The following is a 26,193-nucleotide window of genomic DNA, read 5'->3' on the forward strand; positions in this document are numbered from 1 at the left end:
TGCCGCCACGAATATGCGCGATGGCATAGATGAAGCCGCGATCCACGAGCGACAGACGCGAGGTGCTGAAGCTTGCCGGGATGGTGATGCCGTACGAACCATAGCCATAAAGCAGGCAAGGGGCAGAGCCGTCGAGCTTTGTATCCTTATGATAGATCAGCGAAACGGGCACCAGTTCGCCATCCATTGCCGGAGCGAGAACGCGCCGTGTGATGTAATCAGCAATATTATGGCCTGATGGGACTTCCTGCGTTTTGAGCAGTGCGCGTTCACGCGTGCGCATGTTGTAATCGAACAGTTGCTCAGGCGTGGTCATCGAAGAATAGGAGAAACGAATAACATCCGTATCGTACTCCGCGCTGCCATGCAGGCCGAGCGAATAGGCTTCTTCGTCGAATGCGATGGCGTGCTGCTCGCCTGTTTCGCGATCGCGAATAACGATGCGCGGCAAGCCATTGTCACGCTCCATCCAGACCAGATGCCGCTTATAGGCGGAGTGCGACAGGATCAGGCGTCCCGGCACTTCCGGAACCAGCTCTTCCCAGTTTTCAGGCTGCGGTGCCGAAGCCGGTGCGCGCATGATCTTGAAGTCTTTGGCCCCATCAACATTAGTCAGAATGAAGAACTCATCGCCACCGGGCGCGATATCGTATTCAACGCCTGTTTTACGAGCCATGATCAGCTGTGGTTTTGCAGACGGATCATTTGCAGGCAACAACCAGCATTCCGAAGTCTCGTGATCATGAATATCGATGAAGATGAAGTCATCGAGTGCCGAGCCACCAACGCCTAGGAAGAAACCAGCATCCTTTTCTTCAAAGATCAGCTTGTCCTGCGTCTGTGCTGTGCCGATCTTGTGGTAGAAAACCTTGGATGGTCGGTGATTTTCATCCAGCAAAGTATAGAAGAAACCTTTGCTGTCAGCATCCCAGCTGCCACCGCCATTGGTATCTGTCAGAATATCTTCGAGATCCGACATGCTGTCGAGGTCACGTACCTTGAGCTTGTAGAACTCTGATCCCTTGTCATCATACCCCCAGATCAAACGATTGTGATCGGGTGAATGATCGGCAGATGCGAGGCGGAAATAGGCTTTGTCTTTCGCCTCCTTGTCGCCGTCGAGCAGAATGGTTTCATCACCGCCATCACGCGGGGTGCGAATGAAGTAAGGCTGCTCGCCGCCGGTCCGGAACGACATGCCGTAAGCATAGGGGCCATCCTTTGAAGGAATGGATGAATCGTCTTCCTTGATGCGACCGCGCATCTCAGCAAAAAGCTGCTTCTGCAGTGCATCTGTGTCCTGCATCAAAGTGGTCTGGTAGGCATTTTCCGCCTCCAGATGCTCGCGGATTTCAGACGCCAGAACCGACGGGTCTTTGAACACTTCCTGCCAGTTGTCAGCGCGGAGCCAGGCATAATCATCAGTTCGGGTGATGCCGTGGCGCGTGTCGCTCGCGGGGTGCTTTGGTGCTTTTGGTGGCTGAGGAAAATTGGTGTCGTGTGGCATGTAAAATCCAGTAAAAAGCAAATGAAATCAGTCCGAACCGTTGTGCCGGTCCGGACTGTGAAGCACAGGAATTAATCCTGATCGAAGATCAGTGCATTGCCGTTCATGCAATAGCGCAGGCCGGTTGGCGGAGGGCCGTCCGGGAAAACGTGACCCAGATGTGCATCGCAATCCGAGCAACGAATTTCCGTGCGGTTCATACCGTAGGAGTGATCTTCAAATGCTGAGACGGCATCTGGTTCGATCGGCTGAAAGAAGCTCGGCCAGCCAGTGCCGGACTCGTATTTCGCTTCCGACTTGTAGAGTGGACGGTCGCAGCAAACACAACGATAGGTGCCGTGTAAGGAGCTGTCGAAGTTCGGGCTTGAAAAAGCGCGTTCCGTACCGTGCTGTCGGGTGATCTGATACTGGATCGGCGTAAGCTGTTCGCGCCATTCCGCATCGGTCTTCACAACCTTCAATGGGCGGGTTTGATCGGTAGAGCTAGACATATATATCTCCTCTCTTGAGCGAAGCCGTATGGATTTGAATGCGGCACAGTGCAAACGGACATAAACTCTTCAATATATTGTTGAATTGCTTGTGCGCTTAGATGCCTGCATGTGCTCTGCGTTTCGTAGCGATTATATAGTTGTTGGATAAGCCAAATGCGAGCTGATCTGAATGAAATATATTTTAATTATGCCTTTTTGCTGCCCGACTCCCTGTTCATGGTCGCAATCAATAAATTGTGTTTGTAGTGGCGTGGGTAAATAGACTTGGCAGAAAAAAACTATTGCTTATGTGTGAGCTACAAATTAATGAAGCTGCGGAAAAGAGATGCAAATCCCCCCATCTTTAAGAATATATGGCTGAGCTGAAAATAGCGTCAAACGCGTTTGGCTACAGCATAATTCCTTAAACTTGAATCAGTTTAAGGTAAAGTTATGCTGTAAATATAGATTGTTAGAGCGATCTTTGTGTGCCCAAGAGGGCGTACGGCGCTCTAGTTTGAACGGTAATTGGTTTTTTGTGTTTAAGTACATTGTATTTGCACAACCAAGAAGAAATCAATTCCGTTAATGTAAAGTGGTTTGACAATTCTATTGCAAATGGCACTATTCATTGGTATTCGCATCGCGAAATGAGTTGGGCAGGGCATAAGAATTCGCGTAGACGGCAATCGGTTTTGAGAGTCGCAGTCTGCTTGATAAAAAGCAAAGACAAAAAAAGGAAATACAATGGAAAACCCTGAAATTTACGACGAAAGCGCAGAGCTGCTTCTCAGCCTTACTGCTGATGTTGTTGCTGCTTACGTCGGAAACAACTCCATTCGTGCGAGCGAACTGCCTCTCCTGATTTCGGAAGTGCATTCTGCTTTCAAGCGTCACGTTGAGCGTGAAGAAGCTCCGGTCGTTGTTGAAAAGCCGAAGCCAGCCGTCAACCCAAAGAAGTCGGTTACTGACGATTACATCATCTGCCTGGAAGATGGTAAGAAGTTCAAGTCGCTGAAGCGTCACCTGATGACTCATTACAGCATGACGCCAGAACAATACCGTGAAAAGTGGGATCTCGATCCTAACTACCCAATGGTTGCTCCAAACTATGCTGCAGCACGTTCGCGTCTTGCAAAGAAAATGGGTCTGGGCCGCAAGCCTAAGGACGCATAATTATAGCATTTCCAGCAAGAGTGCGAAGCAGTTTTGCTTTGGATAATGCGTAAAACCAAACAGTTACAGTGGTTCCAACGATTCAGTCTGAACTGGAGCCGCTGTAATCAAATCCTGGTATCGGAAGCTTGTGTTTCGATACTGACATGCGATTTGTTTGATGATGGCTCGGAACGCATGAGGTAACCTTCATGCTCTCCGGGCCATTATTCATTTGAATTTATAGCATCGACTTTTGCTTTGCTTTTATCCCGCATAGCCGGTCCAAAGCCTGTTTTAATGCAATATGTCGATTAAGATCATAGCTCCAGTGCCCGCGAACACCACGAAGACGTTCGCGTTCGATAAGGCGGTTTAGGCGGCCTTTTGCCTGCCGCTGCTCCTCAGCTGGGGCGCGGAGAAGCTTATCCATATCAATCCCTGCTATGATTTGCAGCGCTGCGCGTTGTATCGCGCTCATGCGCTCTTCTTTGCGCGCGTTCAAAAAGGTTTGGGTTGCTTCTCTTAGGGCTAATTCCATTATCATACTCCTCGTCGGCTTAGTTTGGTGCCGAAAGGATCGCGCATTTCGCGGTTTGATGGATAAATTCCTATTATTTATAATTTTGTTAGACGCGGTATCAATTTTCTGTTGTAAAAAACTTATCCACGCTTGCAAATTCCTCACTATAAGAAGATATTCCTATTACGGTGAGGAAAGATGAATGTCTTTGGAACTAACAGATATCATCCATACCCGGGCTGAAGCTCTTGAGGCTTTGAAGGTGATTGCGGCGCGACACGGTCGAGCCCTCAGGATAGATAATTCTGGTCGTGCGTTGGGTCGCAGGCGCCAGGAAAAAAGCGTGGAACTCTGTGACGCGTTGATCGATTTGTTGTCGGCACATTTTGCTGTAAGCGGCGCTGAATTGCGTTCACCGCTAAGATGCAGAAGAGAAGTAGCACAGGTCAGACAGATCGGAATGTATTTGGCGCACACATCGTTTGGAATGGTGATGAGCGAGGTTGCATGTGGGTTTTCGAGAGACAGGAGCACCGTTGTTTATGCGTGCCATCTTGTTGAAGACAGACGTGATGACGAAGATTTTGATGCAGTGGTTTCCACACTTGAAAAGGTTGTGAATTCAGGGTTCTCGGCTTGGAGGATGGCAGCATGAGCGCGGCGTTATCAGCTTCTGAAACAAGATTGGTCCGCTTTTTAAAGCAGGGCGGCTGCGAAATGCAGGACTCCGTTCGCGAAACGCATGTATTGCTGGTTGGCGAGCAGGGAACTATTGCCGCAACGCGTATCGAGATCAGCGAAATGCAGAAGCGCGGCGTCATCATCTGTGATGGCCAGCGCCTGGCTCTCTCTGGGCCAATCCGCAAGGTCGCTGCAAAATGTGCCAAACCAGCAAAGACAGCACGGGTCAGTCAGACAATTGAAACGGAGCAGGGGGAGACTGTTGAAATTAATCCAGCCGAATCTCCGCTCGCAAAGCTTTATCGCCTTAGAAGTGCCGATGGTTGCAGCTTCATTTCTGAGGACGAGTTTCGGGCAGGCGAGCGCTTAAGGGCTGATTTCACGCGCGGTTCTTTAATGCCTTCGATTTCTGCGCGATGGGATGCAAGTGTGGGCAATTCGGGTCGTTCCGGTCCCGGCGGGATGGCCGAGCTGACTGATATTGCACTGGCGAGCAGAATCCGTGTGGAGCGTGCGCTGGAAGCGGTTGGCCCCGAACTTAGCGGGGTCTTGATTGATATCTGTTGCTTCCTGAAGGGATTGAAAACAGTCGAGCGTGAGCGTCAATGGCCGGTGCGTTCAGGGAAGATGTTGCTAAAAATGGGGCTGGCAATGCTGAATAGGCACTATAATCCGCCGCGCGCAGTCGAACATAGGTCGCCGGCAGTGCTGCATTGGGGTGCGGACGATTATCGTCCGACTGCTCGTCCCGGCCAGGGTTGAGTGGGGGTGCTCATTTTGACCGCATTGACCCTTTGAAGACTTTGAACAACAAAGCATTAGCAGCGGGGGTGAAAATGCAAAGCAATCGGCAAAGTCTTGAACGAGTTCTTGCAGAGCTTGAAGCTCGAGCGAAAACCGAACGTGTCTTCGGTAAGATTTATGCCGAAACCGCGCGTAATGAAGCCGATGCCGCTGATCAGCGCATCAAAGAAGGACGTTCCCGCGGACCTCTGGACGGTCGGATTGTATCGATCAAGGATCTATTCGATGTAACTGGCGAGCCAACGCTCGCTGGTTCCATCGTGCGTAAAGTTGGATCGCCTGCCACCAATGATGCCCTCATTGTGCAACATTTGAGAGATGCGGGCGCGATCATTGTCGGTAAAACGCATATGACGGAATTCGCCTTTACTGCAGTCGGATTAAACCCCCATTACGGCGTGCCAGCCAATGCAGTGGACCCAACGCGCGTTCCTGGTGGTTCATCGTCGGGGGCGGCAGTTTCGGTTGCAGAAGGTACGAGCGAAATCGCCATAGGTTCAGATACTGGCGGCTCTGTGCGAATCCCTGCCGCTTTGAATGGCGTAGTTGGCTTCAAACCAACCGCTAAACGCATTCCGCTGGATGGCGCATTTCCACTGGCCCCTTCACTTGATTCTATCGGTCCTCTGGCGCGGACGGTTGCGGATTGCATTCTGACGGACGCGATAATGGCCGGCGAAGCGCCCGTTCTGCCTGATGCTACAGATTTGAGCACGCTGACGGTTGGCTTGCCGGAAGGCGTGCTCTTGGCTGATATGGAGCCGGAAGTAGCGGAAGCTTTTGGTGAGGCGTTAAACGCTCTCAAAAATGCGGGCGTTAGGGTCGTCCCGCTTGAGGTCAACGATCTTATTTTAGAGCTGCGCAAAGCAGCACGGATTGGTTCGATTGCCGGTATTGAAGCAAGCCATGTTCATGCCGACACCTGGCTCAAAGACCCGGATGCAAATGTCGATCATCGGGTGAAGTATACGCTTGCAGAACGCTTGAATGTCTCAGATCAGGCATATGAAGGCTTGATGCAAACGCGGAAAAATCTGGTTCAGGAAATGGACCGGCGATTGGGTGGCATGGATTTCTTCGTAACCCCCACGACGCCAATTGTTGCGCCGACGATTGCGTCTGTCAGCGAAGATCCCGTTGAATATGACCGTGTTGAAGGATTGCTGCTGCGTAACACGCAGATCGCCAATCAATTCGACCTTTGCAGCATCACTCTGCCGATGCCGGTTAAAGGAATGCCAGCAGGATTCATGCTGACAGCCCGAAACGGTGCCGACAAGTTGTTGTTTGCTGCAGCTCTTGCCGTCGAAAAGTTGCTAAAGCGCCTCCCGAAAAGTGGGAACCGGTTTTCGGAATAAGATGCGCGTAAAGACAAACAGATAAAGCATCTCCAATGATTCAATCTGAACAGGAAATGCTTTAGGCTGAGACTTTCAATGCTGCTGCATCGCGGCGGATGCGCGCGACCATGGAGCGAAGGCCATTTGAACGCTGTGGCGTAAGATGCTCATCAAGTCCGAGCTTCTTCAGCACCTCTTCCGGATCGGAAGCGACGATTTCAGACGCTTTACGACCGGAATAGAATGCAAGCACAATAGCAACGAGACCGCGGACGATATGGGCGTCAGAATCGCCGAGAAATTCGACAACCGGATCATTGCCTTCATGTGGAATAGTCTTCAGCCACACCTGGCTGACGCAGCCTTGAACCTTATGCGCCGCATCACGGGCATCATCTGGATAGGCTGGCAATTCCTTACCAAGATCAATCACATAGCGATAGCGATCTTCCCAATCGTCGAGAAATTCGAAGTCGGAGATAATGCTGTCGATTGTGGTGGTCATGATATTTGCTCAGATTTGATCCCGGATATGCCGTCTATATAGGGATAAATGTGACAAAGGTCACGGAAAAGCATCACTTGCGTGCGGGAATTGCACCTGTGGAAGAATGATCAAGTGCGCGCAGTGCTTCAGCGCGTGGCGTAGGGATCGGAATGGCATGGAGTAAGCTTTTCGTGGGCTGCTCCGTCGTTGTGTCCTGCGTTACAGTAACTGGCGACGCAGTCTGCGGCTTTGTACCGAAGCGATCGCTTAAATATTCAAGTACCCCACCGCTGCGTTCCAGCACACCGCTCGCGGCACTGGAAAGAACAGACGCGCCGTTTTCACATAAAGCAGGGTTGTTTACGCAAAGCTTGCCCAGTTCCAGGGCCGTTTTGCCATTATTGAGCAATTGGTCAATCGAATCCGGCTCCGCTTTGGTTTGAACCGGAGCGCTGTTCTTCGTCGATGTGTTTTCCTGATCCGCAGGAAAGAAGTGCGGCATCACCATGAATGCCAGCGACAGCCAGATTGCGGATTTGATGAGAAAACGGATCATTAGCTCAAAAATGTTGATCGGAAGCTTCGGGGCTATTCTCTACGGAATTTGAAAAGATTCCGTAACTGACGGATTCGACGCATTCATGACATGAAACAAATGCCGAGAGCCGAAGGCCTTGATGTCACTTGTCTACCTTCTGTTTACCATAGTGAAAAAACCCGGCCTCTGAACCGTCAGATTTTGGCTCAATGGACGCAACACGGTTCAGTTTTATCGTTTCTTTAAAGCCTCACCTGCAATTCTACTGTCGACGGGCTGATCCCTGATGGTGAAGCCAAACGAGTATTGAGTGAGTAAGGCAAGTTGAACGCCATTCTTTTGAACGCAGCACAGATCGTAGGCACGCAGGTGCAGGCGCTCGCGCGTTTTCACGAACGTTTCTGTCAGCGCTGGACTGAGCAATCAGACGCGTCTGCGATTCGCGTCGTCGGCTCATTCATGCTTTTCCCGGTTCTCTTGTTTGCTGCGGTACTCGCATCCGGCGTGGTGACTGATATTGCAGCCATAGCCGTTCTCGCGGCGAGCCTTGCAGGCGTTGCCATGATTTTCTGTGCGCTAAGCCTGATGGGCTTGAGTGCCGCAGTCCTTGGTGGTCTGAATTTTGCCGCCTATGGCGCAGGGCTGGTTTCAATTGCCGCCTTCGCGAATACCAGCAATGTCACGCTTTGGCTTATGGCTGCAGCTTTGCCGTTGGAAGCATGGTTTGTGAGCCGCAAGCCTATGGCAACACTTGGCGGCGCAGCTGTTGCGGCTTCCGTACTAAGTGCGTTTGGGTTGATCGGCGGGGCCACCGTTGCTGGTGTATCGTCGGTCTCGTTGCTTGTTTTGATGTTTTATATGGCGAGCCTTGTTGCGCGCAGCTTCATGATCCGAAGCGCGATAACATTGGCGCCACAGACTTTGAACAAGCCTGTCGTTGCTGAAGGCGATGTGCAGCTTTCGATGGATGCTGAAGGTATTGTATCGGAAATTGATGCGAAGTCTGCCGCTGTTCTGGGCGTCGAACCCAAGATGCTGGAAGGCACAGCACTGATTGATCGCGTTCATGTGGCTGATCGCGTGCAATATTTGTCGCTTCTCGCAGACCTGCGCTCGTTGCGCACTGCCCGCGCAGCAGATATTCGCCTGCGCACACTTGAAAACGGCAGCCCGGTCTTTCTGTCATTCCGCATGGATGGTGCGGCTATGAATGGCGTGATCACGCTGATCGGACGTTCGCTTGAAGGTGAGCAGAAGCTCATTGAGGAAATCAATGCGCTGAAGGCGCAGCTTGAAGCGGAACGCATCGGCAAAGGTCGATTGCTCGCAACTGTCAGCCACGAGCTGCGTACGCCGCTTAATTCGATCATCGGCTTCTCCGATATGCTGTCGCATGAAATGGGATGCCAGCTGCAGAATGAAAAGCAGCGTGAATATGCTGGTCTCATTCACAAGTCGGGCCACTATCTGCTTGAGCTGGTCAATTCTGTCCTTGATAATTCAAGGCTGGAAACCGGCACGTATCGGATCGAACCGCAGAGCTTCAGCTTCCGTGATGCTGCTGAACTGTGTGCCGCGGTTATGCTGCCGCTCGCTGAAAAGAAGGGTCTTGCCTTCTGTCATCGTGTGAACGCGACAACCGGGGAGGTCGTTGCTGACCGCCGTGCAGTACAGCAGATTTTGCTTAATCTTGCTGCCAACGCGGTGAAGTTTACCGAGACTGGCGGCTGCGTCACCATCGACGCTACCCGCGTCATGATTGATGGACGTCCACAGTTGGAAATCATCGTCGCCGATACGGGTATCGGTATCGAACCGGAAGATATGCAGCGCATCGGATCGCCATTCGTGCGAGCTGACAATAACTATACGCGTGCGCAAGAGGGAAGTGGACTTGGCCTTTCAGTGGTCAAGGGGCTGGTCGAGCTTCATCAGGGCTCGATGACCATTAAGAGCTGTGTGGGTGAGGGAACGGTCGTAACTGTTCTTCTGCCGGTCGCAGGCCCGCAAAAACTGCTTGAGCAGGATTCTTTGGGAGAAGAAGATCAACAGAAGCTTGGCACGGTGATTGATATCCACCGTCACCAGGGAGAACGGATTAATGAGTGGCAGAAAGACGAAAACCGGGACCAAGGCCCAGAGCGGATCGATGCGCAAACCCGCAAAACGGCATAGTCTCGGTCGCCGCCTCCTTCAGTTCTTTTTCAATTCTGCTTCTAAGCTGGCGATAGCTGCTGGCGAATTCATTGTGCGCAATCCCGTGCTAACCGGTGGTGCGACGGCCTTTGCTGTGGTGATGGGCTTTGTTTCAGCCAATGCGCTTTGGTACCAGCCAGAAGCGCACAATGCCGTCTTCTTTAAAACCCGTGCGGACTTTGTGTTCAAGGCAACGCCGCGTGCGGTTCTGCCGGGCACGGCTGCTGCTAACAAATCTGAGGAAACAGCACCTACCCAAACGGCAAGTGCGGAAACATCTGCAACAGCTGAGACGAAGCCAGATCAGCAACCGACGGAAACTGCGGACCTGTCTCCTGATCGGCTGCAAACGACCGGCTCGATTGATGAAATGCTGCCCGCCCTTGCGCCAAATGCCGATATTGAAATTGCTCGATTGCAGCAAAGATTGCTGACGCTCGGCATATATAAAGGTGCTGTAGACGGATTTACCGGTCCGCAAACACGCGAAGCAATTGAGCGTTGGCAGGCACTTCAAAAGAAGGTAGGCGTTCCGGCACAAAGTGGCGCGGTGCAGACGGCGAATGAAGATGATGTCGCGAAGGTGATTGATTTAGCGGTGCCGTCCCCAAGGCCTGAACCGGCAGTTTTGAAAATCGACGCATCAGCAAAACGTGCACCTGACCTTGCATCGCTGGAAAGCAAGCCGAGGCAGGAAAAGAAGCAGCTGGCTGCAGAACCTGCCGTACAACAGCAGGCAAAGATTTCCTCGCAGGATATCGTGCGGGTGCAGGCTGGCCTCAAAGCCTTCGGCAACGAAATGGTGAGCGTTGATGGTGTTCCGGGTAAATCCACGCAGGACGCGATTCGCGAGTTCCAGAAGCTGTTCAATCTTCGTGTCACCGGCGAAGTGGATGCCGCACTGATTTCCAAGATGCGTGAAATCGGTCTCATCAGTTGATGCAGGGTAAACTATGCGCCTGACATCGGATTTCTGGGTTTCGGCACTCATACGCAAAGTTCAGGGCGAGGGCGGCTTTGCGTATCTCGCCCGCCGCGGTTCTAAAGAAGCCGGTGCAATTTTCATCAAGGTAAGTTCGCGCTTTGGCACATGTGATCTTTATTCACCTGCGCCGCAAACGTCCTATGAGGAAAGCACAGACGGAGAGCGCATGTTTCTGCGCATTCTTCATGATGTCGATGACGTTAAAGCATCAGAACGCATGGATCGAGAGGTCAGATTTGATCCCGATCTTTGGCTTATAGAGCTCGAAGATATTGCCGATCCTGAGGGCTTTTTCTCAGTCTCGAAAGACGAGTTATAAGGTTGAACGCTTCGTTGCGGACTCTTCATCCGTAGCCGTTACCATCTCGCGCAACTTGCTGCGAAGCAGTTTGGACATGTCATCTGCCTTCCATCGGCGCACGAGCATGACAGCCTTTTCCTGATCGATTGAACGATAAATCTGAATGAATTCGCGTAGGCCTTCGCGATCAGCGGCCACTGGCCCAAGCACGGCAGACATGACCATGAAACATTCAGAAGCAGACAAGCCAAGCGCACGCAAGGCGATAGGTAAATGTGAGGCGGGCCACTGACCGATAATGTGATCGGCACGCTCAAAAGATACATCGAGAGAATCAGCCAATGCCGTGCGGAAAATCTGGTCGTCGATCAGAAGCGCTGTATCGATGAGATGTTCCGGGCTGGATAAGGCACCAGAGTTGAAAAACGATGGCTGATGCGGCAGCACGCCTTCTGAACTTTCGGCCTCATTGATAGTGGGCTGGATTTCAGTCTTATCGGTTCCGAGCCCAGCAAGGTTTTCCTGTAAGGCCAACAGCCTATCAATAACCGGATCGGTGAAGCTGCGTAACACGCCCTTCAACAACGCATCGTCGGATTGTCTGCGGGCAATGGCGCGGGCATGAGCAAGGCCGTTCTTGCCGATGATATCGACGAGATCCTCAGACCGTAGCACAGGCGAACGCAAAAGAATCGGTGCGGAGATTTCGACAGGTTCGTTTGCGAGCGACAATACGAGGCGTCGTGGCGCGTCTTCAATCTGTGCCAGCGCAGAAGCGGCCTGCCGCTTGCCTCGCATAGTTGCGCGTTCAAGCAGCGGAAATGCAAGATCTTCAAGTTGGTGGGCATCATGCCGTCCGGGGCGTGTGATTGAGGCAAACGCAGCTATAGCAGCGCCAAGAAGGTCATCTGCTTTGCTCCCATCAGCTCTCAAATTTGATTGGTTCCGATTGCCTGAAATCTCTTCCAGGACGCGGAACTGATCGTTTGTCACGCAAGGTACTCCGGTAGGCTAATACTATTAACGCGGCCTGCCGCATGTCGGCAGACTGGATAATAGGCATGAAGCCTTAGCAACTCATTAACCGTGAGTAGGAAAGTGTCTGTTTTGCAGGTAGTTAACGACAGCATGTCTCCCGAAAGTGGGAACCAGTTTCGGGATAAAGGCAAGTTTAAAAACCAAAGCTTACAGCGGTTCCAACGATTCTTTCTTAACTGGAACCGCTGTAGCTCGCTTCATACGGCGCACAGCTCGCTTGCGTGAAGAAGTTTTGCACTTGTTGACGCCAGCTTGCATCGGGAATGAAACTCCGCAGAACCACTGCGGCTTCGCTTACATCCTGCTCAATAATGATCGAGCGTCCATCATTCTGCACGCCTTCAGAGCGAAGAGCAGCGATGCCAATCGGGTCAGCGATAATGAGATCAAGCTGTTTGTCGGCCGATACATTGTCGTTGAGGCTATAAAGATTGTCACCATTGGGAGCATAGACAGATAGTGACCAGAAGGGCGTGGCGCCTTTCGTCGTGATGTGGACCGGCCCTTCCGACAAATCAAACCGACAGGCAGCCTGCTCCATCAGCGGGTCCTGATCACTTATCAACCCCGATTTTTCGGATAGAAGGTGGAAACGGTAGGCATCACCCAAAGCTTCCAGATGAGACCATGCATTCTTGCTTGAATAAAGCGGGACAAGCAGCAGGACAGCAATATGCACGATTGCAGCACCGATCAGGCCAAGAAGCAGTAAACGCAGGACTTTAGCCACGACATGCCTCCAGATTTGCGACCGGCACAATACGGGGCATGACAAGATCGACGAGGCCGGAAGAGCTTGCAGCTGGCGTGTCGTAAAGCGTCATCACCAGAACGAAGTTGCCGCTACCTTCAACGGGAAGCCAATTGTCCGGGCTTGCATTCGGACCAACCGTAACCTGCACGCGCCCGTCATTGTCATAGAGCATCTCACGCGAATGCAGTGCGGTCTGAAGACCTTCGCGAGGAACAATAGGCTCCAGATTGGTGTTGGCTGGATAAAGCGTCCAGAACCGCGTTGATGGTGTAAGGCCGGTCAAACGATAACTGCACCCACGACGCAGCTCCCTGCCATTGCTGTCACGGCGCGCATAGAAGGGGAGGCCTTCTGCTGTGCCGATAGCGAGGAAGGCTTTGCGGGCAGCACGCGCTTTTGAATAAGGATCGGCGTCTGTCGTGCCGGAAGCTGGGTAAGCACTCCATGCCCCCAACTGCAATTCACCAAAACCATCGAAATTGTCGAGGGTGTAATCTGTTACCCAGATGCCCCCACCAAGCGAGATGACCAGAACCACCAGAACTTTGAGAATAGTCTTCAGCATAAGGCGCTCAGAGTACCGATACTTTCGAGCGCCCGGCAAGTGCAGGCACAGGTGGCGCGTTGCGAATCTTGTCGTTGAGTTCCTTGAGCGCCTTCGTGGCGACAGGTGACAGAACGCGCGGTGGTGCCGACATCATCTCTTCCGGCTTTCCGGTTGCAGCAACCTTTGGCTCAGCCGTCTTGGCCGGTGCAGGGAAGGCGGGGGTGATGCCTGGAATTGGCCTTAGCTCGATATTCTGATGGGCATAATTCATCATTCGCTGCCAGGCCATGGCAGGCAGCACACCGCCGGTCAGATCCTTCATCGGCGTGAAATTATCATTGCCGAACCAGACCGCGGCGGTGAAATTGCCGGTAAATCCTACAAACCAGGCGTCACGATAATTCTGTGTCGTGCCGGTCTTTCCGCCAACGCGCGTCATTGGAAGTGCTGCCCGGCGGGCTGTGCCGCGTTCAGGCACCTGCACCAGCATCGAATTCATTTCGAAAGCCGCTTTCTCGGACAATGCCCGATGTGGTTTGGGCGCATCGCGAGAGAAGTCCCAGAGAACTTTGCCTTCCGAAGAGACGATCTGCGTGAAGGCATGACGATTGCCAGCCATGCCACCATTCGGGAAGACATTGAAGCCTGTCGCCTGATCCATCACGGTCATTTCGGACGTACCAAGCACCATGGTCTTGTGTGAGGAAATGGGTGATTCCACACCCATTGCCTTGGTGAGCGCCACAATCGGCGCGGTCGTCAGATGATCGCGCGCCAGCCGAACCGGCACGGAATTCAACGAGCGCACGAGCGCGGTTGTCAGGTCCACGCGACCGGCAAAGCTGCGGCCATAATTGCGTGGTGACCAATTGCCCCAGCTGATTGGCGCGTCGGAAACGATGGTGTTCGGCGTCATGCCTTTCTCCATCGCAGCTGCATAAACATATGGCTTGAAGGATGATCCAGCCTGCCGCAGCGCCTTTGTTGCACGGTTAAACTGACTTTCGCCGTAGTCGCGTCCGCCGACTAGCGCACGCACCGAGCCGTCATTGGCGATGACGACTGTTGCAGCTTCGGAAACCTTATAATCCTTACCGTACTGGCGCAGATGGAATTCGAGCGATTCTTCTGCTGCCTTCTGGATATTACGGTCGAGCGTAGTCCGCACCGTCAAGGTGTGTTGCGGCACGTTGCCCGCGATTTTCTTCACCTCTTCAAAGGCCCAGTCGAGGAAATAGTCCGGACTTTCATTTTTGGCGCGGTCGATGACGCTGGCCGGGTTGCGGCGTGCAACTGCCACCTGTCCGTCGCTCATGAAACCGCTTTCCACCATGTTCGAAAGAACGACATTTGCGCGAGCGCGGGCGGCAGGAAGATTGACATGAGGCGCGAACTTCGCTGGCGCTTTGAACAGACCTGCCAGCATGGCAGCTTCGGCGAGACTTACATCCTTGATGTTTTTACCAAAGTAAAACTCGGATGCGGCTGCGATGCCGAAGGTGCCGCCGCCCATATAGGCGCGGTCGAGATAAAGCTGGAGTATCTCTTTCTTGCTCAGATTGCTTTCAAGCCAGATTGCAAGGAAAGCCTCCTTGATCTTGCGTTCGATCGTGCGCTCATTGGAAAGAAACAGATTTTTGGCAAGCTGCTGTGTGAGAGTAGAGCCGCCTTGAACCACACCATTCGCGCGCAGGTTCTGGCTCAGCGCACGGCTCAACCCCCAGAAATCAATGCCGTAATGATCGAAAAAGCGACGGTCTTCGGTGCCAAGCACAGCTTTGAGGACGTGGTCTGGCAATTCATCAATCGGCACAGCCTGCCGGTGCAGGATGCCGCGCTGGCCGATTTCGTTACCGTAACGGTCGAGGAATGTGACGGCATAATCATCCTGCGCGCGCCAGTCCTTCTTGGTTTCCTCAAAGGCAGGCAGCGCGAGCGCGAGCATGACGACAGAGCCGATCACGCCCAGCGTAAAACCTTCATCGAGAACCTCGACGACGAGACGACGGAACCCGCGCACCCGGAAACGCCGGGAGAAAATAGTGATGTTTTCCCACCATTCACGGGCATAAAAACGCAGATTGTAGAGGCCGGAGTCAATCCAGGCGTCAAGACCGATGAGCCGCGAAACCCGGAAGGGCTTGCGCTTTTTCTTGTCAGTATCTTCATCGGCCGTTTTACGCATGAACTCTACTTTATAGCCGTTAAAGTTGTGAGACGAGCGAAACCTACCCGTCAATCATATCAGATTAATAAGCTATAACTCACGTAAATTAGTAAACAGATATCATAAAAAGATCAGGAAAATAATCATTGATAGGAAAATAGTCCTTGACGGCGTAACGGTCATTTGCTAGCTATTAGATACAGTCAGAAAAGTGTGACTGGTGCCGAAGAAGCCTCGATACCCCCGGCTTTTATCGGCAATGCAAACCCCCGGAAGCGTCATGCTTTCGGGGTTTTGCATGAAAAGGGGAGTTTGACGGATAAGGCCGTTGAAAACGCGAAAAATTGACGAGTGCCGCGAGGCAAGAGTCAGGCTGGCTTTTTGCCTGCAAATGAAACACGACGTTGCCGTCACCGAAATCGCAAAGGTGATGGGATGTTCCGAGAGGCAATATCTTCACTGGTTGAAGCGCTTTGGTCTGAATGAGCAGGTGCAAAACAAATCGTCCAGCACCGAAAATGCTCTGCAACGATTGCGGACTGAGCTCAACAAACTGATCGATGGGGAGGAGCTGCCAGACAAAAACAAGGCAGAAGCCCTCATGGCTCTGGCGAAAGCAGTGAAGACGGTTGGTGAGCTTGCAACTGAGACGGGGGCGTCGGAAGTAGGCGGTGGTGCTTTGGTACCAAGCCTTCATGAAGCCAGACAGGCTCTGGCTCGCATAGACAGGAGAATCGACGAACTTGCAAAAAGGCGCGCGCAGGAAATCTTGGGGCGCGGACTTGACGCGAAATCAGATCATGACAGTGGAAAGCGAATGGCTGCTCAAGGCGCGTGATGCGCAATTGCCGCCGCCCGCCGGTTGGCGAACCTGGCTTATTCTGGGTGGTCGCGGCTCTGGCAAAACGCGTGCTGGTGCTGAATGGGTTTCTGGCATGGCTCTGGGTTTGGCACCTTTTGCAGCAAGCGCTTGTGGGCACATCGCGCTGGTTGGTGAAACTTTTGCCGACGCGCGCGAGGTGATGGTGGATGGTCCATCCGGCATATTGTCTGTCTCACGGCTTTCGCGGCCGCGATATGAAGCAACGCGTAAGCGACTTCTGTGGGACAATGGTGCGGTGGCGTCGCTTTATTCGTCCGAGGATCCGGATGGATTACGCGGACCGCAATTTGATGCTGCATGGTGCGACGAGCTGGCGAAATGGAAGAACCCGCAAGCCACATGGGACATGCTGCAATTTGGCCTGCGTCTGGGCGACTTCCCGCGTCAGGTTGTGACGACGACACCGCGGGCCGTGCCTTTGTTGAAGGCATTGATCAGCGATGCTTCAGTTTCGATGACGCATATGCGGACATGTGAAAACGCAACCAATCTGGCGAATGGTTTTATTGAGACGATTAACCAGCGATATGCCGGAACAAGGCTTGGACGGCAGGAACTCGACGGCGAATTGATTGAAGAGCGCGCAGGAGCATTGTGGTCGCGTGAGCGGATAGAACAGTGCTTTGAGGTTCAGGCACCGGAACTTATCCGCATTCTCGTGGCGATTGATCCGCCTGCTTCATCGGGTAAGTCGTCGGATGCTTGCGGGATCGTGGTTGCAGGTATCGATGAAAATGGTTTTGCGCATGTGCTTGCCGATGAAACCATGAACATGGCCAAGCCACATCAATGGGCGCGGCGGGCGATTGCGCTTTATCATTCCTTTGAAGCGGATGCGGTTCTGGCTGAGGTTAATCAGGGCGGCGAAATGGTTGCAGCCGTGCTTGCGGCGGAAGATGCGACGGTGCCGGTTTTGATGCGGCGTGCCTCGCGCGGCAAGTGGTTGCGCGCCGAGCCGGTGGCAGCCCTTTATGAACAGGGGCGTGTTCGCCATACCGGGCGTTTCGTAGCTCTTGAAGACGAAATGTGTGACTTTGCGCCTGAAGGGCTCTCGAACGGACGCTCGCCGGATCGCCTTGATGCACTCGTTTGGGCGCTGACCGAACTCATGCTGGGTGGCGAACGAAAGCCACGTATCCGGCGCTTCGGGTAAAATTTAACTTTATTGGAGAGCCGATATATGGCGTGGAACTGGCCGTGGCGCAGAGGTGCTGCGAATGCCCCTTCGTATTCTGAAGCGGGGCGAGAGAGAAAAAGCGCAAATGGCTTCGTGGCGCTGCATATGGAGCGCGGCGCTTCGTGGATTGCGCGGGATTATACGTCGCTCGCTCGTGAGGGCTTCATGCGCAATCCGGTCGCGCATCGCTGCGTGCGGCTGATCGCGGAAGCGGCCAGCAATGTACCGTGGCTGCTCTATGAAGGCATGACCGAACATGAAGTGCATCCGTTGCTCGACCTCATCGCGACACCGCAATGCGGGCTTGATGGTAGCAGTTTCTTCGAGCGGCTTTATGGGCATTTGCTGATTTCGGGAAATGCATATGTCGAGCGCGTCGATCTGCCGAGCGGTAGACGTGAGCTGCATCTTCTGCGGCCTGAAAGAGTGACGCTGGAAACATCGAGTGACGGCTGGCCGCAATCGCTGGTCTACTGCTCAGCCAATACGAGCCGCATGGTTTCGCTCGCGGGGGCAGGGTGTTTTGGCCTGCATCTGAAGCTTTTTCATCCGCTGTATGATCATTATGGTTTTCCGCCGCTTGAAGCAGCTCTGATGGCGCTTGATCTGCACAATGCGGCAGGTGCCTGGAACAAGGCTTTGCTTGATAACTCTGCACGGCCTTCCGGTGCGCTGGTCTATGCGCCCAAAGACGGTGGCAACCTGACTGAAGAGCAGTTTGACCGCCTGAAAACCGAACTTGAGGAGGGCTACACCGGAGCATCTGGTGCGGGGCGGCCGCTGCTTCTTGAAGGTGCGCTCGACTGGAAGGCTATGGGTTACAGCCCACAGGATATGGATTTCATCGAAGCGAAAAATGGGGCGGCTCGCGACATTGCTTTGGCATTTGGCGTGCCGCCGATGCTGCTAGGCATTCCGGGCGACAACACTTACGCCAATTATGCCGAGGCCAATCGCGCCTTCTATCGCCTGACTGTGCTGCCGCTGATTAACCGTACCGCCAAGGCTCTCGGTTGCTGGCTCGGCCCATTGTTTGGTGACGATCTCAGACTTGAGCACGATACCGACCGCATCGAAGGTCTGTCGCTGGAACGTGAATCGCTCTGGCGGCGCGTGTCGGAAGCCTCATTCCTGAGTGATGACGAAAAACGCGATGCGGTTGGCTATCAGCCGCGTGCGGAAAGGAGAGTTTCATGAGCAATCTGAGCGAAACCGTTATGGCGTCTGATGCAAGTCTGGTGTGGTTTGCCAAGATTGCGGGTGCGGTGGCCGGTTCTGCCGTGTCGCTCGCCTACATGCTGCCAAATGGCAAGCGGGAAGCGGCGATCCGATTTGCAGTCGGCATTATCTGCGGCATGGTGTTTGGGGGCGCTGCAGGCGTGAAAATTGCCGAAACGCTTTCTCTGCAGACCTTGCTTGGACGAGCCGAGCTTATGTTGATGGGGTCAACGGCTGCAAGCCTCGCGGCATGGTCTGTGCTGGGCATCCTCAAACGTTTTGCTGAGCGGGTGAAGAACGCATCGCTAACTGGAATTCTACCCGTTGAAAGGAACAGGAATGGCAAAGCCTGACCTGAAACTTGAAACTAAGCGTGCATCATTGGCGCTTGAAGAGATCGAAATCGATGGCAGCTTTTCAGGCTATGCAAGCGTGTTTGGTTTAGCTGATCTCGGCAATGATGTGATCGAAAAAGGCGCCTTTGCGAAGTCGCTCACCTCGCGCAAATCATCGGGCGTGCGAATGCTCTGGCAACACGATGCGGCTGAACCGATTGGTGTCTGGACTGATATTCGTGAGGATGCACGCGGCCTTTATGTCGAGGGCAGACTGGCCAAAGGCGTGGCACGCGCACGCGAAGCCCTGGAACTCATGCGCGCTGGCGGGCTGGATGGCTTGTCGATTGGCTTTCGCACTGTCAAAGCGCGCAAGGATGCGCGGACCGGTTTGCGCCACATCACGGAAGCGGATCTCTGGGAAATCTCGGTGGTCACGTTTCCTATGCTGCCACAGGCACGCATCGATAATCTCAAGGCGGATTTGCCGACAGTCAGAGAATTTGAACGCTGGCTCACGCGGGATGCGGGGCTGAGCCGTTCTGCTGCACGTCTGGTTATAGCCAAAGGCTATTCAGCACTTGCAGCCATGCAAAGCCGGGACGGGCGGGACGCTTTCCAGGCAGATGATAAGGCACTTGCGCAGCGTATGCGTGCCGCCTGCAAGATGATGCAACTTAATTAAATCAGGATCAAAAATGGTAAAAAATCATGCAATCCCGCTCGAAACCAAGAGCGTGGAAACGAAGGCGCTTGGGAACAACGGCGATGTGTCGGAAGCTTTTGACGAGTTTATGACGGCCTTCTCGGCGTTCCGTGAAGCCAATGACGAACGTTTGAAGAAGGTTGAAAAGAGCGCCGATGTCGATGTGCTGTTGCGCGACAAGGTTGATCGTATCAACCGCGCGCTCGACGAACAGAAACAAGCACTTGACCAGTATGTTTTGAAAAGCGCCCGTCCGCAGCTTGGCAAGGGCAATGCTATTGTTGATGTCGAGCATAAGCAGGCCTTTGACGGTTATGTGCGCCGTGGCGACGAGCAGGCGATGCGTGGCATTGAGCAAAAGGCACATTCTTATGCCTCTGGTCCGGACGGTGGCTATCTGGTGCCTGCGGAACTAGAGACTGAAATCGGTCGCCGTCTGGCCGTGCTCTCGCCGATACGTGGCATCTCCAGTGTGCGCCAGGTTTCTGGTGCCGTGCTGAAAAAGCCATTCTCGGTCAGTGGCCCGGCAACGGGCTGGGTCGGCGAAACCGATGCGCGTCCGCAGACCGCTTCGGCCAAGCTTGCAGAGCTGCAGTTCCCAACGATGGAAATCTACGCAATGCCAGCGGCCACTTCTTCATTGCTTGATGACGCAGCTGTCAACGTTGAGCAGTGGATCACCGAAGAAGTCGAAGCAGCCTTTGCCGAACAGGAAGCTGCTGCCTTCATCACCGGCAATGGCCTGAACAAGCCGATGGGCTTCCTGAGCTATAGCACCGTTGAAGATGCGAGTTGGGAGTGGGGTAAGATCGGCCACATAGCCACTGGTGTTGACGGCGCATTGCCTGCTTCCGATCCATCCGACAAACTGATTGAACTCATCTATGCGCTGAAAGCTGGTTATCGCCAGAACGCCAATTTCGTGATGAACCGCAAGACGCAGAGCGTGTTGCGCAAGCTGAAAGATGCGGATGGCAATTACCTCTGGCAGCCGCCAGCGGCTGTTGGTGAAAAGGCATCGCTGATGGGCTTTGGTCTGGTCGAGGCCGAGCATATGCCAGACATTGCTGCTGACGGAACGCCTATTGCTTTTGGCGATTTTGAACGCGGTTATCTGGTGGTGGATCGTATCGGCGTGCGCGTGTTGCGCGATCCATATTCTGCCAAGCCATATGTGCTTTTCTACACCACCAAACGCGTGGGCGGCGGCGTGCAGGATTTTGATGCGATCAAGCTTCTGAAATTCGCAGCCTGATATTTTTAGCAGTGATCTCCCTGCCGGTTTTGGCAGCTAGATTCAATTTGCGAACAGGTTGAATCTTTTTCTGGGGTTGCATGCGTAACTATCTGATTTGAGAGTTATTTAAGGGGAAAATACATGACAATGTTTCTTGTCACGCCGCCGGCGCTGGAGCCGGTGACGATTGCTGACGCACGCGCATTTTTGCGAATTTCGACCGATAGTGAAGATGATGTTCTGCGCCGTATCATCAAGACCGCGCGCGAGCTTGTCGAAGCCGAGACCGGACTTGCACTGGTTGATCAGACATGGCGTCTTCGCGTTGATCGTTGGCCGCGCTCGGGGCGTCTCGCTATTTTCAAGTATCCGGTAAAAGCTGTCACAGCTGTGGTCGCATATCGTCCCGACGGCAGTGCAATCGGCATGGAGCCTGAAGAGTTCATGCTCCAGCATGGCCGCCGTCCGCAACGTGTTTACATGGCGCAATATCCGGATGCACAGACGTTCTGTGGCCTTGAGGTCGACTTTATTGCAGGGTTTGGGGAAACCGGCGTTGAAGTGCCGGATGCACTCAAGCAGGCAATACTCACTTTGACCGCGCATCTCTATGAGAACCGCGCAGGTCTGGATACAGCCAAGGCTGAACTGCCCACGATGGTCGATAGCTGGCGACGAATATCCCTATGAACAACATGCTGTTTATTGATCCGGGTCAGCTCACGACTGAGTTGGCCCTGGAAGCCATGCAGCCTGTTGCTGATGGTATGGGCGGCTATCGCGAAACATGGTCGGAGATCGGGACTGTTTGGGGTCGTATTGAACCCCTATCAACCAGTCAGCGGGATTCCGGTATCCGGCCACGCCCTGAGATCACCCACCGCATTCTGGTGCGTCATCGTGAAGATATCGCGACAGACAAACGCTTCCGCAAAGGTGGGCGTGTTTTCACGCTGCGCTCTGTCCACGATCCGGATGAACGCGGACGTTACCTTATCTGCCTGGCGGTGGAGGAGGGGCGGTGAATATCACGATGAAACTGACCTTCGATGGTCTCATTCGGGCACTGCGTTTCAGGCAAATCGCGGTGCGGGAGGATATTGCCACCGGGCAGCTGATTGCCCGGCGCGACACTCAAAAATCAGGCGGGGAGCAAGATGAGGAACGGCGCGGCAGCATTGCAGAAGGCACTTTATGACGCCTTGAAGAATGACGAAGAACTTATTGAAACACTTGGGGGTGAGCATGTTTATGATCACGTTCCGCCCAAGACTCCATTTCCTTATGTCACGCTCGGCGAAACGCTGAGCAAGGACTGGAATACGGCCTCTGAGCCAGGTGGAGAACATTTTCTCAATATCCAGATATGGGCGCGTGAAGCAGGTCGCAAACGCGTGCTTGAAATTGCTGGGCGTATCGCAACGAGGCTCGACGAAGAACCACTCGACCTCAATGGTCATCGCGTCGTTAACCTCATGCTGACCGAAGTTCTAGCCCGCAATACGGACGGGTTCGGCAGCTATCTCGGCACCATGCGCTACCGCGCCGTGACCGAACCGGAAAATTAAAGCGCATCCCGAAAAGTGGGAACCGCCTACGCGGGGAAATCAGTCCACTGGACTGATTTCTGATCCCGCTTCGATCGGAATTAAGATGCGCGTAAAAGCAAAAAAGATCGAGGAACACAGAATGACAGCTCAACGCGGCAAGGACATCTTGCTGAAAATTACGCATGGAACTGACCAGTTTGAAACCTGTGCTGGCTTGCGCACCAAGCGCATTGCTTTCAATGCCGAAACCGTCGATGTGACAGATGCGGATGTTGCCGGTCGGTGGCGGCAACTGCTGGCCGGAAGCGGCGTGCAACGAGCTTCGATCAGCGGATCGGGCATATTCAAGGATGCAACATCGGATGCTCTTATCCGTAGTGTGTTCTTTGATGGTGAGATTCGCAACTGGCAGATATTGCTGCCCGATTTCGGCACCATCACCGGTCCCTTCCAGATTGTGGCCCTTGAATATGGCGGCAATCACGATGCGGAAGTGACGTTTGAAATTGCGCTGGAATCCGCAGGACTGATCTCCTTCGGAGATGCACTATGATGGTCAATCGCCATCGCGGCGAGGTTGCGGCAAAACTTGATGGCCGCGACTGGACACTCTGCCTGACGCTGGGTGCGCTGGCACAATTGGAGTCTGCTTTTGAAGCGGACAATCTCTCCGATTTGATTGCCCGATTTTCCGGCGGCAAGCTTTCCGCCTTCGATATGCAGCGTATCATCTGCGCCGGTTTGCATGGCGGTGGACATGATGTGCCGTTTGAAGACGTAGCGGAGATGAGAGCAGATGGCGGCGCGAGCGGTTATGCTCGCATCGTTTCAGCATTGCTCACCGCGACCTTCGGAACGGAAGAAAGCGATTCTCCTTCAAACCCTTGAGTGCCGCAGTTGAATCAGTTCCTTCACGTCAGCCTTTTCCCTGGGAAGAGGTGATGCGCGCAGGTTTTGGTTTGCTGCGGCTTTCCTCAAAAGACTTCTGGGCCATGACCCCACGCGAACTTGGCGCCGTTCTTGGACCCGTTTCGCAGAGCACGAATGCTCCTTCGCGCGCGACACTCGACGCGCTGATGCACGCCTTTCCCGACAGGTAATTTAACATGACAGATGAAAACGTAACCGTTTCCGTTGAGGCGGACACGAGCGCCTTTGATCGCGCTCTGACCGATCTTGAAAAGCGTTCGTCAAGCTTCGGCTCAAGCCTGACAACGGCACTGAAAAGTGCAATCGTTTCCGGCAAGGGGCTTGATGATGTGCTGCGCGGGCTTGCCAGCAGTTTGGCAGGCTCAGCGCTCTCTGCTGGGCTTCAGCCACTGCAAAGCCTTGGTTCCTCGCTAATGTCGGGTGTGATGGGCGGCATTCGCGGCGTCATGCCTTTTGCCAAGGGCGGGGTGGTTTCAAGCCCCACTTATTTTGGCATGGGAAATGGTTCGCTGGGCCTTACGGGTGAGGCGGGTGCGGAAGCGATCCTGCCGCTGGCGCGGGGTGCCGATGGCAGGCTGGGCGTTGCAACTGGCGGCAGTGGCTCCAAGCCCGTGCAGGTCGTGTTCAACATGACATCGCCCGACGCATCTTCCTTCCGCAAATCCGAAGCGCAGCTTTCAACCATGCTTGCGGGTGCTGTGCGCCGCGGCGCACGGAGGATGTGAGATGGACGCTTTTCACGATGTCCGTTTTCCGCTGGGTGTCTCATTCGGTGCGACGGCCGGACCGGAGTGGCGCAACGAAATCGTCACGCTCACATCAGGCTTTGAAAAGCGCAATGCCCGATGGGCGCATTCACGCAGACATTTCGATGCGGGAACCGGTTTGCGGTCGCTGGACGATCTGAAATCGGTGCTTGCCTTTTTCGAGGCAAGACGCGGATCGCTGCATAGTTTCCGCTTCCGCGATCCGTTCGACTTTTCTTCGGCTGCGGGCAGTTTCGCACCATCCTTTACCGATCAGGTGATCGGAACAGGCGATGGCGCAACCGCCATGTTCCAGCTTGTCAAACATTACGAAGCATACAGCCGACCGATCACACGCCCTGTCGCGAATTCCATACTGATTGGCGTCAACGGCGTAAGGCTCGATGAGGGTGAGGCTTATACGCTCGACCATGCCAAGGGGATTGTATCTTTTACCCCCGATTACGTGCCTGCTGATGGCGCAAAGGTGACGGCTGGTTTTCTGTTCGATGTGCCTGTGCGCTTCGACACAGACCGCCTCACGGCAAGCATTGCTTCGTTTCAAGCAGGTGAAATCCCCTCTATTCCCATTATCGAGGTCAAGGCATGATCCCTGTCCCGGCAGAACTTGAATCACATCTGAAGGGAGAAGTGACAAGCCATTGCTTTGCATGGCTTATCAGACGTTCCGATCAGGTGGTCCTGGGTTTCACAGATCACGACCAGGCGCTGGTTCTGGAAGGTATTTCCTGCGAACCATTGACGGGTCTCAACAGCAGTGAAGCCACAACAACGCTCGGTCTTTCCATCGCGGGCGGCGATGTCGAAGGTGTGTTGTCCTCGATACGCATCAGCGAGACCGACATTGAGCAGGGGCGCTTTGATGGTGCCGTGGTCGAGAGCTATCTCGCCAATTGGAATGTGCCTGATCAGCACATGCTTTTGCGGCGCTGGACAGTCGGGGCAATCACGCGCTCAGGTGGCCGATTTGTGATGGAACTGAAAGGTGCTGCTGCGACTTTTGATGCTGTCTGTGGGCGGCGTGTTCTGCGTCAATGCGATGCGGTGCTGGGGGATAAACGCTGCGGCGTGAGTATCGACGACCCGCGCTTTTTTGCCGTTGGTTTTGTTGTAAGTTCCGACGGTGCAATTCTCGATGTAAGTGGGCTCGATGGTTTTGCCAGCAACTGGTTTGCACAAGGGCGGCTCACATGGACAAGCGGAGATAATCAGGGCGGTTCGGTGCGCGTCCTCGCACATAGCGGCAATCGCTTGAATCTCACAGAACCGCCAGTTCTTGCCGCAAAACCGGGCGACGGTTTTCGACTGGTGGCAGGCTGTGACAAGAGCTTTGCCACCTGCAAAGCAAAGTTTGCCAATAGCGCAAATTTTCGCGGCTTCCCGCACCTGCCGGGCAATGACGCCGCCTTTGCCTATGTCAGCTCCAACAACGAATATGACGGGAGCGCGCTGGTCCCATGATTATTGCAGACAGAGTTCTGACGGAGGCGGAAAGCTGGATTGGCACGCCCTACCGCCACGGTGCTTCCGCGCGCGGTATCAGTTGCGATTGCCTTGGGCTCGTGCGCGGTATCTGGCGCAAGATCTATGGCACTGAGCCGGAAAGTCCCGGTACCTATGCGCCAGACTGGGCAGAGGCCGCTCACGGCGATCCGCTGCTTGAAGCCGCATCACGCCATATGCAGCGCCGCGAAGGCGCTGATCCGCAGCCGGGTGATCTCCTCGTTTTTCGTTGGCGGTCCGATATGGCGGCCAAGCATCTTGGCATTATGGCCAGTGAGAACCGTTTCATCCATGCCTATGAGGGGCATCGGGTGATGGCTTCTGCACTGGTGCCGCAATGGCGAAAACGTATAGCCGGCATTTTCATTTTTCCTGAACCAGAAGGTTAAGC

33 protein-coding genes are annotated in these 26,193 nt (G+C 53.9%); 24 read left to right on the forward strand and 9 right to left on the reverse strand.

Translation table 11 applies throughout. From position 1 onward, the window contains the following. Both RT142_RS15265 and msrB read right to left on the reverse strand, forming a co-directional pair. Positions 1–1,507, reverse strand: a 1,507-nt coding sequence (locus tag RT142_RS15265) for a S9 family peptidase (protein ID WP_313029708.1), incomplete at its 3' end; no start/stop codon positions are given. A gap of 71 nt (positions 1,508–1,578) precedes the next feature. After that, positions 1,579–1,998 (reverse strand): peptide-methionine (R)-S-oxide reductase MsrB, encoded by a 420-nt coding sequence (gene msrB / locus RT142_RS15270; protein ID WP_007874139.1) that lies wholly within the window; start codon positions 1,996–1,998, stop codon positions 1,579–1,581. Positions 1,999–2,727: 729 nt separating this feature from the next. Between msrB and RT142_RS15275 the strand changes: the two genes are divergently transcribed. After that, positions 2,728–3,156, forward strand: coding sequence for a MucR family transcriptional regulator (locus tag RT142_RS15275; RefSeq protein ID WP_007874141.1), 429 nt, complete (start codon positions 2,728–2,730; stop codon positions 3,154–3,156). A 220-nt stretch (positions 3,157–3,376) separates the two neighbouring features. Here the strand turns inward: RT142_RS15275 and RT142_RS15280 are convergent, their stop codons facing one another. Continuing rightward, positions 3,377–3,679, reverse strand: a complete 303-nt coding sequence (locus RT142_RS15280) for a cytoplasmic protein (protein ID WP_407976329.1) — start codon at positions 3,677–3,679, stop codon at positions 3,377–3,379. Between the two features lie 187 nt (positions 3,680–3,866). On the opposite strand from RT142_RS15280, the gene RT142_RS15285 reads away from it, so the two are divergent. The 3 genes from RT142_RS15285 to RT142_RS15295 all read left to right on the forward strand — a co-directional run bounded on the left by RT142_RS15285 (position 3,867) and on the right by RT142_RS15295 (position 6,501). Next, complete coding sequence (locus RT142_RS15285; protein WP_112805185.1) at positions 3,867–4,313, forward strand: helix-turn-helix domain-containing protein; 447 nt, start codon at positions 3,867–3,869, stop codon at positions 4,311–4,313. Next, on the forward strand, positions 4,310–5,101 hold the full coding sequence (locus RT142_RS15290) for a DUF6456 domain-containing protein (protein WP_313029714.1): 792 nt from the start codon (positions 4,310–4,312) through the stop codon (positions 5,099–5,101). The genes RT142_RS15285 and RT142_RS15290 overlap by 4 nt, the downstream gene beginning before the upstream one ends. Positions 5,102–5,175: 74 nt before the next feature. Further along, a complete protein-coding gene (locus tag RT142_RS15295) occupies positions 5,176–6,501 on the forward strand; it encodes an amidase (RefSeq protein ID WP_313029717.1) in 1,326 nt (441 codons plus the stop codon). 61 nt (positions 6,502–6,562) lie between these two features. On the opposite strand, the gene RT142_RS15300 is transcribed toward RT142_RS15295, so the two are convergent. Together RT142_RS15300 and RT142_RS15305 are read right to left on the reverse strand one after the other, a co-directional pair. Further along, positions 6,563–6,988: a SufE family protein gene (locus RT142_RS15300; protein ID WP_007874152.1), complete on the reverse strand. Its 426-nt coding sequence runs from the start codon at positions 6,986–6,988 to the stop codon at positions 6,563–6,565. Between the two features lie 73 nt (positions 6,989–7,061). Further along, positions 7,062–7,526: a hypothetical protein gene (locus RT142_RS15305; protein WP_313029719.1), complete on the reverse strand. Its 465-nt coding sequence runs from the start codon at positions 7,524–7,526 to the stop codon at positions 7,062–7,064. A 306-nt stretch (positions 7,527–7,832) separates the two neighbouring features. Between RT142_RS15305 and RT142_RS15310 the strand changes: the two genes are divergently transcribed. Genes RT142_RS15310 through RT142_RS15320 form a run of 3 tightly spaced genes read left to right on the forward strand, consistent with a single transcriptional unit; the run spans position 7,833 to position 11,008 of the window. Beyond that, positions 7,833–9,683 carry a HAMP domain-containing sensor histidine kinase gene (locus RT142_RS15310; protein WP_313029722.1) on the forward strand — a complete coding sequence of 617 codons (1,851 nt, stop codon included), beginning with the start codon at positions 7,833–7,835 and terminating at the stop codon, positions 9,681–9,683. Then, positions 9,658–10,644, forward strand: a complete 987-nt coding sequence (locus RT142_RS15315; protein WP_313029896.1) for a peptidoglycan-binding domain-containing protein — start codon at positions 9,658–9,660, stop codon at positions 10,642–10,644. Before RT142_RS15310 ends, RT142_RS15315 begins: the two co-directional genes overlap by 26 nt. 13 nt (positions 10,645–10,657) lie before the next feature. Beyond that, positions 10,658–11,008 carry a DUF1491 family protein gene (locus RT142_RS15320; RefSeq protein ID WP_313029724.1) on the forward strand — a complete coding sequence of 117 codons (351 nt, stop codon included), beginning with the start codon at positions 10,658–10,660 and terminating at the stop codon, positions 11,006–11,008. On the opposite strand, the gene RT142_RS15325 is transcribed toward RT142_RS15320, so the two are convergent. From RT142_RS15325 to RT142_RS15340, 4 genes are all read right to left on the reverse strand, one after another. Beyond that, on the reverse strand, positions 11,003–11,983 hold the full coding sequence (locus RT142_RS15325; protein WP_313029727.1) for a DUF2336 domain-containing protein: 981 nt from the start codon (positions 11,981–11,983) through the stop codon (positions 11,003–11,005). The genes RT142_RS15320 and RT142_RS15325 overlap by 6 nt on opposite strands. Positions 11,984–12,200: 217 nt before the next feature. Then, entirely contained in the window at positions 12,201–12,758 is a 558-nt protein-coding gene (locus RT142_RS15330; RefSeq protein WP_313029729.1) for a hypothetical protein, read from the reverse strand. Then, positions 12,751–13,347, reverse strand: coding sequence for a DUF1214 domain-containing protein (locus tag RT142_RS15335; RefSeq protein WP_313029732.1), 597 nt, complete (start codon positions 13,345–13,347; stop codon positions 12,751–12,753). Before RT142_RS15335 ends, RT142_RS15330 begins: the two co-directional genes overlap by 8 nt. A gap of 7 nt (positions 13,348–13,354) precedes the next feature. Further along, a complete protein-coding gene (locus tag RT142_RS15340) occupies positions 13,355–15,514 on the reverse strand; it encodes a penicillin-binding protein 1A (protein WP_007874163.1) in 2,160 nt (719 codons plus the stop codon). Between the two features lie 373 nt (positions 15,515–15,887). Here RT142_RS15340 and RT142_RS15345 point away from each other — a divergent pair, with 373 nt between their 5' ends. The 17 genes from RT142_RS15345 to RT142_RS15425 all read left to right on the forward strand — a co-directional run bounded on the left by RT142_RS15345 (position 15,888) and on the right by RT142_RS15425 (position 26,191). Beyond that, positions 15,888–16,334, forward strand: a complete 447-nt coding sequence (locus RT142_RS15345) for a hypothetical protein (RefSeq protein ID WP_313029738.1) — start codon at positions 15,888–15,890, stop codon at positions 16,332–16,334. Continuing rightward, positions 16,297–17,532: a DNA-packaging protein gene (locus RT142_RS15350; RefSeq protein WP_113159832.1), complete on the forward strand. Its 1,236-nt coding sequence runs from the start codon at positions 16,297–16,299 to the stop codon at positions 17,530–17,532. Before RT142_RS15345 ends, RT142_RS15350 begins: the two co-directional genes overlap by 38 nt. A 27-nt stretch (positions 17,533–17,559) precedes the next feature. Next, a complete protein-coding gene (locus RT142_RS15355) occupies positions 17,560–18,753 on the forward strand; it encodes a phage portal protein (protein ID WP_313029741.1) in 1,194 nt (397 codons plus the stop codon). Next, the gene (locus tag RT142_RS15360) at positions 18,750–19,127 is read left to right on the forward strand and encodes a DUF6107 family protein (protein ID WP_113159830.1); all 378 of its coding nucleotides are present in this window, start codon (positions 18,750–18,752) and stop codon (positions 19,125–19,127) included. Before RT142_RS15355 ends, RT142_RS15360 begins: the two co-directional genes overlap by 4 nt. Continuing rightward, a complete protein-coding gene (locus RT142_RS15365; protein ID WP_313029744.1) occupies positions 19,114–19,794 on the forward strand; it encodes an HK97 family phage prohead protease in 681 nt (226 codons plus the stop codon). The genes RT142_RS15360 and RT142_RS15365 overlap by 14 nt, the downstream gene beginning before the upstream one ends. Positions 19,795–19,807: 13 nt before the next feature. After that, positions 19,808–21,070 carry a phage major capsid protein gene (locus RT142_RS15370; RefSeq protein ID WP_007874181.1) on the forward strand — a complete coding sequence of 421 codons (1,263 nt, stop codon included), beginning with the start codon at positions 19,808–19,810 and terminating at the stop codon, positions 21,068–21,070. A 123-nt stretch (positions 21,071–21,193) separates the two neighbouring features. Further along, the gene (locus RT142_RS15375) at positions 21,194–21,742 is read left to right on the forward strand and encodes a head-tail connector protein (RefSeq protein ID WP_007874182.1); all 549 of its coding nucleotides are present in this window, start codon (positions 21,194–21,196) and stop codon (positions 21,740–21,742) included. Next, positions 21,739–22,077, forward strand: coding sequence for a phage head closure protein (locus RT142_RS15380; RefSeq protein WP_313029749.1), 339 nt, complete (start codon positions 21,739–21,741; stop codon positions 22,075–22,077). Before RT142_RS15375 ends, RT142_RS15380 begins: the two co-directional genes overlap by 4 nt. Then, positions 22,074–22,250: a hypothetical protein gene (locus RT142_RS15385; RefSeq protein ID WP_313029752.1), complete on the forward strand. Its 177-nt coding sequence runs from the start codon at positions 22,074–22,076 to the stop codon at positions 22,248–22,250. The genes RT142_RS15380 and RT142_RS15385 overlap by 4 nt, the downstream gene beginning before the upstream one ends. Further along, on the forward strand, positions 22,210–22,620 hold the full coding sequence (locus RT142_RS15390) for a DUF3168 domain-containing protein (RefSeq protein ID WP_064320342.1): 411 nt from the start codon (positions 22,210–22,212) through the stop codon (positions 22,618–22,620). The genes RT142_RS15385 and RT142_RS15390 overlap by 41 nt, the downstream gene beginning before the upstream one ends. A 121-nt stretch (positions 22,621–22,741) precedes the next feature. Beyond that, the gene (locus tag RT142_RS15395) at positions 22,742–23,155 is read left to right on the forward strand and encodes a phage major tail protein, TP901-1 family (RefSeq protein ID WP_313029755.1); all 414 of its coding nucleotides are present in this window, start codon (positions 22,742–22,744) and stop codon (positions 23,153–23,155) included. After that, positions 23,152–23,490 (forward strand): gene transfer agent family protein, encoded by a 339-nt coding sequence (locus RT142_RS15400; RefSeq protein ID WP_039859598.1) that lies wholly within the window; start codon positions 23,152–23,154, stop codon positions 23,488–23,490. The genes RT142_RS15395 and RT142_RS15400 overlap by 4 nt, the downstream gene beginning before the upstream one ends. After that, complete coding sequence (locus tag RT142_RS15405; RefSeq protein WP_105518303.1) at positions 23,487–23,702, forward strand: rcc01693 family protein; 216 nt, start codon at positions 23,487–23,489, stop codon at positions 23,700–23,702. Before RT142_RS15400 ends, RT142_RS15405 begins: the two co-directional genes overlap by 4 nt. 6 nt (positions 23,703–23,708) lie before the next feature. Beyond that, positions 23,709–24,257 carry a phage tail tape measure protein gene (locus RT142_RS15410; protein WP_079211661.1) on the forward strand — a complete coding sequence of 183 codons (549 nt, stop codon included), beginning with the start codon at positions 23,709–23,711 and terminating at the stop codon, positions 24,255–24,257. A gap of 1 nt (position 24,258) precedes the next feature. Continuing rightward, positions 24,259–24,888, forward strand: a complete 630-nt coding sequence (locus tag RT142_RS15415; protein WP_079211662.1) for a DUF2460 domain-containing protein — start codon at positions 24,259–24,261, stop codon at positions 24,886–24,888. Continuing rightward, complete coding sequence (locus RT142_RS15420) at positions 24,885–25,760, forward strand: DUF2163 domain-containing protein (protein WP_112805092.1); 876 nt, start codon at positions 24,885–24,887, stop codon at positions 25,758–25,760. Before RT142_RS15415 ends, RT142_RS15420 begins: the two co-directional genes overlap by 4 nt. Then, on the forward strand, positions 25,757–26,191 hold the full coding sequence (locus RT142_RS15425) for an NlpC/P60 family protein (RefSeq protein ID WP_112805090.1): 435 nt from the start codon (positions 25,757–25,759) through the stop codon (positions 26,189–26,191). Before RT142_RS15420 ends, RT142_RS15425 begins: the two co-directional genes overlap by 4 nt. The last annotated feature ends 2 nt before the right edge of the window (positions 26,192–26,193 follow it).

This window comes from Brucella sp. (assembly GCF_032066345.1).
GTDB classification, from domain to species: domain Bacteria; phylum Pseudomonadota; class Alphaproteobacteria; order Rhizobiales; family Rhizobiaceae; genus Brucella; species Brucella pseudogrignonensis.

What these genes read in the sequence shown, in the direction of transcription:
- RT142_RS15305 (WP_313029719.1), bottom strand. Translation starts at nt 7,526, where the DNA reads ATGATCCGTTTTCTCATCAAATCCGCAATCTGGCTGTCGCTGGCATTC.
- RT142_RS15340 (WP_007874163.1), bottom strand. Translation starts at nt 15,514, where the DNA reads ATGCGTAAAACGGCCGATGAAGATACTGACAAGAAAAAGCGCAAGCCC.
- RT142_RS15420 (WP_112805092.1), top strand. Translation starts at nt 24,885, where the DNA reads ATGATCCCTGTCCCGGCAGAACTTGAATCACATCTGAAGGGAGAAGTG.
- RT142_RS15425 (WP_112805090.1), top strand. Translation starts at nt 25,757, where the DNA reads ATGATTATTGCAGACAGAGTTCTGACGGAGGCGGAAAGCTGGATTGGC.
- RT142_RS15395 (WP_313029755.1), top strand. Translation starts at nt 22,742, where the DNA reads ATGACAGCTCAACGCGGCAAGGACATCTTGCTGAAAATTACGCATGGA.
- RT142_RS15290 (WP_313029714.1), top strand. Translation starts at nt 4,310, where the DNA reads ATGAGCGCGGCGTTATCAGCTTCTGAAACAAGATTGGTCCGCTTTTTA.
- RT142_RS15380 (WP_313029749.1), top strand. Translation starts at nt 21,739, where the DNA reads ATGAACAACATGCTGTTTATTGATCCGGGTCAGCTCACGACTGAGTTG.
- RT142_RS15300 (WP_007874152.1), bottom strand. Translation starts at nt 6,988, where the DNA reads ATGACCACCACAATCGACAGCATTATCTCCGACTTCGAATTTCTCGAC.
- RT142_RS15355 (WP_313029741.1), top strand. Translation starts at nt 17,560, where the DNA reads ATGGCGTGGAACTGGCCGTGGCGCAGAGGTGCTGCGAATGCCCCTTCG.
- RT142_RS15415 (WP_079211662.1), top strand. Translation starts at nt 24,259, where the DNA reads ATGGACGCTTTTCACGATGTCCGTTTTCCGCTGGGTGTCTCATTCGGT.
- RT142_RS15410 (WP_079211661.1), top strand. Translation starts at nt 23,709, where the DNA reads ATGACAGATGAAAACGTAACCGTTTCCGTTGAGGCGGACACGAGCGCC.
- RT142_RS15315 (WP_313029896.1), top strand. Translation starts at nt 9,658, where the DNA reads ATGCGCAAACCCGCAAAACGGCATAGTCTCGGTCGCCGCCTCCTTCAG.
- RT142_RS15345 (WP_313029738.1), top strand. Translation starts at nt 15,888, where the DNA reads ATGAAACACGACGTTGCCGTCACCGAAATCGCAAAGGTGATGGGATGT.
- RT142_RS15370 (WP_007874181.1), top strand. Translation starts at nt 19,808, where the DNA reads ATGGTAAAAAATCATGCAATCCCGCTCGAAACCAAGAGCGTGGAAACG.
- RT142_RS15320 (WP_313029724.1), top strand. Translation starts at nt 10,658, where the DNA reads ATGCGCCTGACATCGGATTTCTGGGTTTCGGCACTCATACGCAAAGTT.
- RT142_RS15350 (WP_113159832.1), top strand. Translation starts at nt 16,297, where the DNA reads ATGACAGTGGAAAGCGAATGGCTGCTCAAGGCGCGTGATGCGCAATTG.
- RT142_RS15365 (WP_313029744.1), top strand. Translation starts at nt 19,114, where the DNA reads ATGGCAAAGCCTGACCTGAAACTTGAAACTAAGCGTGCATCATTGGCG.
- RT142_RS15400 (WP_039859598.1), top strand. Translation starts at nt 23,152, where the DNA reads ATGATGGTCAATCGCCATCGCGGCGAGGTTGCGGCAAAACTTGATGGC.
- RT142_RS15295 (WP_313029717.1), top strand. Translation starts at nt 5,176, where the DNA reads ATGCAAAGCAATCGGCAAAGTCTTGAACGAGTTCTTGCAGAGCTTGAA.
- RT142_RS15275 (WP_007874141.1), top strand. Translation starts at nt 2,728, where the DNA reads ATGGAAAACCCTGAAATTTACGACGAAAGCGCAGAGCTGCTTCTCAGC.
- RT142_RS15390 (WP_064320342.1), top strand. Translation starts at nt 22,210, where the DNA reads ATGAGGAACGGCGCGGCAGCATTGCAGAAGGCACTTTATGACGCCTTG.
- msrB (WP_007874139.1), bottom strand. Translation starts at nt 1,998, where the DNA reads ATGTCTAGCTCTACCGATCAAACCCGCCCATTGAAGGTTGTGAAGACC.
- RT142_RS15360 (WP_113159830.1), top strand. Translation starts at nt 18,750, where the DNA reads ATGAGCAATCTGAGCGAAACCGTTATGGCGTCTGATGCAAGTCTGGTG.
- RT142_RS15335 (WP_313029732.1), bottom strand. Translation starts at nt 13,347, where the DNA reads ATGCTGAAGACTATTCTCAAAGTTCTGGTGGTTCTGGTCATCTCGCTT.
- RT142_RS15375 (WP_007874182.1), top strand. Translation starts at nt 21,194, where the DNA reads ATGACAATGTTTCTTGTCACGCCGCCGGCGCTGGAGCCGGTGACGATT.